The 6,718-nt window shown below is 46.3% G+C and carries 9 protein-coding genes; 1 reads left to right on the top strand and 8 read right to left on the bottom strand.

Features of this window, described 5'->3' with window-relative positions; translation table 11 throughout:
- Positions 1-121: 121 nt before the first annotated feature.
- The 8 genes from ACHBGV_RS06880 to truA form a co-directional block, all read right to left on the bottom strand.
- Positions 122-721, bottom strand: coding sequence for a DUF1349 domain-containing protein (locus ACHBGV_RS06880; protein ID WP_394735959.1), 600 nt, complete (start codon positions 719-721; stop codon positions 122-124).
- 134 nt (positions 722-855) lie between these two features.
- The gene (locus tag ACHBGV_RS06875) at positions 856-1,692 is read right to left on the bottom strand and encodes an alpha/beta fold hydrolase (RefSeq protein WP_105123576.1); all 837 of its coding nucleotides are present in this window, start codon (positions 1,690-1,692) and stop codon (positions 856-858) included.
- An 11-nt stretch (positions 1,693-1,703) separates the two neighbouring features.
- Complete coding sequence (locus ACHBGV_RS06870; protein ID WP_394735958.1) at positions 1,704-2,705, bottom strand: NADP-dependent oxidoreductase; 1,002 nt, start codon at positions 2,703-2,705, stop codon at positions 1,704-1,706.
- Between the two features lie 75 nt (positions 2,706-2,780).
- Positions 2,781-3,209, bottom strand: a complete 429-nt coding sequence (locus tag ACHBGV_RS06865) for an Rrf2 family transcriptional regulator (protein WP_172066956.1) — start codon at positions 3,207-3,209, stop codon at positions 2,781-2,783.
- Positions 3,210-3,317: 108 nt separating this feature from the next.
- Positions 3,318-3,881 carry a TIGR01440 family protein gene (locus tag ACHBGV_RS06860; RefSeq protein WP_394735957.1) on the bottom strand — a complete coding sequence of 188 codons (564 nt, stop codon included), beginning with the start codon at positions 3,879-3,881 and terminating at the stop codon, positions 3,318-3,320.
- The gene (locus ACHBGV_RS06855) at positions 3,868-4,347 is read right to left on the bottom strand and encodes an ECF transporter S component (protein WP_172049396.1); all 480 of its coding nucleotides are present in this window, start codon (positions 4,345-4,347) and stop codon (positions 3,868-3,870) included. Before ACHBGV_RS06855 ends, ACHBGV_RS06860 begins: the two co-directional genes overlap by 14 nt.
- On the bottom strand, positions 4,337-5,098 hold the full coding sequence (locus ACHBGV_RS06850; RefSeq protein ID WP_394735956.1) for a bifunctional hydroxymethylpyrimidine kinase/phosphomethylpyrimidine kinase: 762 nt from the start codon (positions 5,096-5,098) through the stop codon (positions 4,337-4,339). The genes ACHBGV_RS06855 and ACHBGV_RS06850 overlap by 11 nt, the downstream gene beginning before the upstream one ends.
- A complete protein-coding gene (gene truA / locus ACHBGV_RS06845) occupies positions 5,088-5,837 on the bottom strand; it encodes a tRNA pseudouridine(38-40) synthase TruA (RefSeq protein WP_394732169.1) in 750 nt (249 codons plus the stop codon). Before truA ends, ACHBGV_RS06850 begins: the two co-directional genes overlap by 11 nt.
- A 161-nt stretch (positions 5,838-5,998) precedes the next feature.
- On the opposite strand from truA, the gene ACHBGV_RS06840 reads away from it, so the two are divergent.
- On the top strand, positions 5,999-6,706 hold the full coding sequence (locus tag ACHBGV_RS06840) for a B3/4 domain-containing protein (RefSeq protein ID WP_394735955.1): 708 nt from the start codon (positions 5,999-6,001) through the stop codon (positions 6,704-6,706).
- Positions 6,707-6,718 lie beyond the last annotated feature (12 nt).

The raw sequence follows: 6,718 nt of genomic DNA, 5'->3' as shown, positions 1-6,718 counted from the left end.
GCTAGCTCCTAGTAAAGCTTAACAAATGGATAACTTCAAAATCACCTTTTTGGTCTCACATCATTGACAAAGGTACATTATAACGATTCTTCGGGAAATGGCAGAGCTGGAAGCTAATCTTCTAATCTGGTTGCTGTCCGTCGTGGGCCAGCCACTTGCAGTCAGTCAAACTCATTTCGGAAAAGACCGCTTCAAAAGAAGAATCTTCTGGCGAGCAGGCATAGATTCCAAAATGGATTTCACCACTGCCTTCATGTAAGTGGCAAATCCTCATCTGCTCAAAATGGACACCGTCTTTAGAGTTTTCAATGCAGAAATCGCTACCCCGTCGGCTCAAACGGTAGTAAATTGACTTGACAGAAGCAGGGATTTCCTGGGTCGCCCAGTCTGAAAAGCCCTGATTGGTCACAACGCTGCCCAAATGCTGAAAATCTTCATTTTCATACTCAATCGAGCCCTTAATCCAGTTTTCCGAATCCTGATAGACTACTACACCGCACTGATCAAAGCGGGTATGGCTATTGGAAAAATCCGTCTTAACCGTAAAGGAAAAATACTCTTCCTCCGTGTCCATCAAGAGCAGGGGAGCATTGTCATTGACAAAATGGTAGTAGGTCTTCTGCCACAAGTCCGTATGAGCTTGGGTCGTGATTCTAATTTCTTTTTCCGAAATCTGATAATTTTCTGGTTCTCGCACCCAGTAAAAATCTTTTGTGTTCATTTGATTTCCTTTCGTTTTAGATTATTATACAGACAAAAGATAAGGAAGACAAGTAACTCAATCAACTCTTTCAAGAGCAGGCTAAGGTGATTTTGGGGACTTTGCAGGCCTTGTATATGCAAGAGTAATAGGGACTATTCCTCCAAAAAGTCTATCAAGGCTGTTGAAAAGTCATCTGCATTTTGGAAGATAGACCCGTGACCTGCATTGGGATAGATGATGAGTTGACTGTTTTTGATTTTCTCATGCATGATATAAGAGTTCTCAGTCGGAACTTGCATATCCTTGTCACCGTTGACGATCAGCGTTGGTTGCGTGATAAAGGTCATATCGTCTTGAGGATCTCTACCCCAGCGTTTGATTGCCTTCAGCTGTGTTAAAAATCCTGGGACATTCATGTCCTTGTCTGCATACTCGGCTTTTCTTTCTCCCATACGACCCAAAACTTTTTCAGCTTCCAGTCGGCCTGCTTCATCGTGGTTGTAGAAAATGTAGCGTTTTGGATCCACGCGCTCCATACCAGCCTTCAGCATATAGCGAAAAGTTTTTCCTGTCACCTTATCGACTTCAACACCGCCACGAGGTCCTGTTCCTGCTAGAATCAAGCGGTTAACCATTTGACTATCAAGACGGACGATTTCTTGGGCAATAAAACCACCCATAGAAAGACCGAGCAGGTTAATTTTCGTATGCCCCAAGTTCTTGATAATAGCATGAGCCTGCTCTGCCATTCCTGGAATCGTAGGAGCTACCTTGCCTTGACTGGCTCCGACGCCAGGCAAATCAAGGACGATGATGTGCTCTTTTTCAGCCAGTAAATCCAGCAATTTTGGATCCCAGTTATCCAAGGTTGCGGCCAAATGGACTAACATGACCAAGGGCAGTTTAGACTTGCCTTTACCTAGTTCACGGTAGGCAATCTGATTGCCAGCGACAGTTATGTATTGATTTTTAGTTGTGATATAAGACATAAGTACTCCTACTATTTAAAACTGAGGACAGTTTTTCCACGTGAGCGACCGTTTGCGACCTTGTCCAAGGCTGCGTTGACTTCTTCAAATGGATAAACGGTATCGATAGACGGTTTGATTTCTAACTTGCTGAAAATGTCTGCTACCTCTTGCAACTGTTGACCATTGCTTTCTACGAAGATGAAATGGTAGTGCACACCGTAGCTTTCCGCCATCTTGTCAAATTTGCGACCAACCAAACCAAAGAGGAATTGTTTCCATTTTGGTAGGTTCATGCGTTTGGCAAATTCGCCATTTGGCATAGCACGGAGGGAAACCAACTGACCGCCTTTTTTCATAATCGACATTTGTTTTTCGGTTTCTGCACCGCCAAGTGTGTCCAGTACATAGTCGATTTGGGAGAGGGTTTTAGTGTAATCTTCTGTCTTGTAGTCGATAAACTGGTCGGCACCCAACGCCAATACCCGCTCTGCATTTGCCCCATCACCGTTGGTAATGACCGTCAAACCCTTGGCTTTGGCAATGGGAATGGCCATACCACCGACACCGCCTGTACCACCTGAGATGAAAATGGTCTTGCCAGCCTCTGCACCCATGAGGTCCAATGCCTGCATAATGGTCAGGGCAGTCAGGGGAACGGCAGCCGCTTCCACATCCGTCAGATAGGCAGGAACTTTAGCAAGTGCAGCAGCCTCCACCGCTACATACTCGGCAAAGGCACCGATATTGTCGAGAGGAAGACGACCAAAGACACGGTCACCAACTGCAAAATTGGTCACGCTTGAGCCGACTTCTTCCACCAAGCCAACGACCTCATTGCCCGCTGTTTGTGGCAATTTGTAAGGGACAATCATCTTGACATCTCCACGAGAAATCATGTTGTCCAAAGGATTGACACCTGCTGCGGTCACTTTGATAAGGACCTGGTCTGGTTTGATGTTTGGCTTAGCAATGTCTGTTAGGTTAAGTACGATATTGTTTTTGTTATAAGATGTATGTTGTGCTGCTTTCATGGTTTACTCCTTTTTTAAATGACTTGTATCTGATACAAGTCCAAGTTGTGCGAAATAGAAACTGACTTGTAAAAGTCAGTTGGATTTTTTTGCCTCTTGATACAAGTTAGCAATGACCTGGGCCAAGCTTTCTTGGGATAATCTATCCTGCAAATCCTGCTCAATGGTCGCAAAGATTGGCTGGACAGCCCCTGCAATGTGCCGACCAACTGGGCAGGATTGATTGGCGTGTTGGTGCTGCTGAAAGAGCTGGATATGCGTGACTTCCTGGGTGGCATAGTAGATGTCCAGGAGGCTGATGTCCGACGGATCCTTGCTCAACTCATAGCCAGCCTTGCCCTGATGGGACTGTATGATGCCTGCATTCTTCAAGAGAGCGATGACCTTGCGGATATAACTGGCATTGGTACCGACACTGGTTGCCAAGGCCTGCGACGTCATGACATCACTACTCTCGCTAATCATGGTCAAGATATGCAAAGCTACTGAAAATTTGGTATCCATGGAAATCCTCCCTTTGAACTTGTATCAACCACAAGAACAAGTTTAGCAAAAAGAAATCTACTTGGCAAGGATTTTGTATTCAAAAAAATCACAACCTTCTGGCTGTGATTAATTTTTCCGTATTTGATCTTCCAGATAAGCTGCACGGGCACCGCCGATCAGTTTAGGACGGCTGGCAAGGGCGGTAACATGAGCCTGACCAATCTCACGCAGACTTGGTCTGATGGGTACTTGTACGTGCTTGATATGCATGCCAATAGCTGTGTCGCCGATGTCTACACCAGCCTGGGCGGTGATAAACTCGACTTCCACCGGATCCTTCATATACTTGAAGGCCGCCAACTGTCCAGAACCACCTGCATGCAGGGTGGGTAAGACATTGACAATTTCCAGGTCTTTCTGAATAGCCAATTCCCGCTCCACTACCAAGGCACGATTGAGGTGTTCGCAGCCTTGGACAACTAGATAGATACCTTTTGGCTCCAGGATTTCCAAGATGGTTTCAACAACCACCTCACCAACTTCCAGACTGGAATTTTTGCCAATATGCCCACCGATGACCTCACTAGAAGACAATCCTAGGACAAAAATCTGCCCCTTTTGAAGATTGCTGAGTTCTAGAACTTCTTCGACAACTTGCTGGGTTTGAACTTTGATCTTATCGAGTGACATAGTTAATAGCACCGCTTTTCTCAACTAATTTAGCCACTGCAAACCCTAAGCCCATCCCGACAAAGTTTTGCATGCTATTGCCAAAAACACTTTCAATGGCTTTGAGGTCATTAAAATAAATCCGAGATGCTAGGTAGTAGCCCCCAACCATAGAGAGCGTCGCCAAGACTAGACCGAGAATCCGTTTCTTGCCTGTCCAACCCGCAAAATAACCCTGAGCCCCGTGGAAGACTAGACTAAAGAATGCCCACTGGGGATAGCCCAACAGAAAATCGATTAAGAGACCTGACAATCCACCAACAATTGCTCCTTCTTTCTTGCCCAAGTAAAAGGCTGTAAAGTAAACTCCCACATCCAAAAGTGTGACAAAGCCTGATAGGGTCGGCATATGGACATGGGCCAAGACCAGGGTCAAGGCTGTTAAGATGGCTAATAATACTAATTCTTGTGTTTTTTTATTTCTCATATTGAATCACCCCATAATCATCTGATTTTTCAATCGCCGCATGGACAAAATCCTTGGACAGTCTGACTGCCTCTAAAGGATCTTGACCCAGCAAAAGCTGGCTGGCAATGCTGGACGCAAAGGTACAGCCTGCCCCCACATTGTTTTCTGACAACAGAGGCGACTGGAGCACGACCACTTCCTGTCCGTCATAGTAAACATCGACCGCTTCTGAGCCACCCAGTCGATTGCCTCCCTTGATGACCACCGCCTTGGCTCCCAAGTCATACAAAGCCACTGCCGCCTGCTTCATCTCCTCCACCGTTTTGATGTCTTTTTGGAGCAATAGCTGAGCTTCTGCCAGATTTGGCGTGGTGATGCTGACATAGGGAAGGAATTTTAAGAGTTCATCTCGCAACTGGCTGACCTCGGTATCATGCGTTTCCTTGCAGACCAAGACCGGATCCAAAACCACTGGAATGTCCTGATGAGCCTTGATAAACTCTAAAGCCTGCTCTGCTATGTCCACCGTGGGAAGCAAGCCAATCTTAATCGCAGAGAAGGGCACATCCTTCAAACTAGCCAGCTGCTGGGCAAATACCGCTGCATCTGTCGGAATGACCTCAAAACCTTTTTCCGTCATAGCTGTCAAGCAGGTCACCGCCACAAAGCCATGTAGACCATGGACAGTGTAGGTGGTCAGGTCTGCATGAAGGCCACCACCACTGAAAATATCATTGCCCGAGAGCGCCAAAATATACTTAGTCTTCATAGATAATCTCCTTTAGATAGAGGCCGTTGCCTGCTGCAGTTGGACCTGCCAAGCCACGATCCTTTTCTGCTAAAATCCGCTTGATCTGCCCAACAGGCATGCGACCGTTGCCAATTTTCAGTAAGGTCCCAACCATATTCCGCACCTGCTTGTACAAAAAGCCATTGCCTGAAAAGGTAAAAATCAAAAACTGACGCCGCTGGTCATACTCCATTGTCGCCGCTGTGATGGTCCGTACCTTGTCCTCCACCGAGGTCCCCGAAGCTGTAAAACCTGTAAAATCATGGGTCCCCACCAAATCCTGAATGGCTTCTTCTATCAAGCTCAAGTCCAAATCATATGGGTAAAAGGTCGCATAGTGCCGCATCATGGGATTCTTAGGCCTCCCAATATCCACCAAAAACTCATAGGTCTTGCTGTGCTTGGCATAGCGGCAATGAAAATCATCCGCTACCTGCTCCACACTGACCACATCAATATCCTCAGGTGTTTGAGTATCCAGGGCAAAGCGGAGCTTCTCTGCATCTCGACTGCCTGCCAAGTCAAAATGAATCACCTGACCATAAGCGTGCACTCCTGCGTCTGTCCGACCTGCACCATGCACTGTCACCGGCTGGCCACTGTTTAGTCTTTCTAGTGTTTTTTCGATTTCTTCCTGAACTGTACGGGCATGGGGCTGGCGTTGAAAACCAGAAAAGTCATGGCCGTCGTAGGAAATAATTGCCTTAAATCGTGTCATGTTCTGATTGTAGCATAAAAGATACTGGAAAAAAAGAGAAGGAAACCACAACTGTCCTAGCACAGATGTTCTCATTCCAGTTGACAAGGAGAAAATCAATTTTCTATAATAAGAGAAAAGATAGCCAACTCACAAATCCACAGGCTATCAAGGAGGGAAACATGACCCAATTCATCATCGACCAATCCTTTTGGAATCTCTTTCCCCAAGCCAAAATCGGCGTTCTCTTACTCCAAAATTACCATAACAGTGATCAATCCTCCCAAGAAATCGCTCAATTACTAGAAGATAGCCTGCCACTGGCTCAGGCTCACCTGACCGAAGATATCTTCAGCGACAATCCTGTTATCCAAGTTTACCGCAAGGCCTATCAACAGTTCAAGACCAAGAAGGGAGCCCGCTCCAGCATCAAAGCCCTGCTCAAACGAGTCAGCGGCAACAACCCTGTCCGTTCTATCAATCCCTTGGTTGATATTTATAATGCTGCCAGCCTGCGCTACGCTCTTCCGGTCGGTGCAGAAGATTTGGACACCTTTGTCGGCAATCTGCAACTGACCATTACAGAAGGCGGCGATGAATTTTATCTGATTGGCGACGATACCAACCAACCTACTCTGCCCGGAGAGCTTTGTTATAAGGATCAAGCTGGTGCCGTCTGCCGTTGCTTCAACTGGCGGGACGGTGAGAGGACTATGATTACAGACCAGACAAAAAATGCCTTTCTAGTGATTGAATTGCTGGACATCGAGCGACTGGATGCTTTACAAGAAGCCCTTAATTTCATCGAAGAAGCTGCCCAACAATACCTTCAGGCAGAAACCCGCCAGTTTATCCTGGATCACGCTAATCCTCATATCAGCCTTAACTAAATTACATCTGGA

This window comes from Streptococcus sp. A34, assembly GCF_043674115.1.
GTDB lineage: Bacteria > Bacillota > Bacilli > Lactobacillales > Streptococcaceae > Streptococcus > Streptococcus suis_V.
Note: the sequence above shows the minus strand (reverse complement) of the source record. Positions and strands in the feature narration are given on the sequence as shown.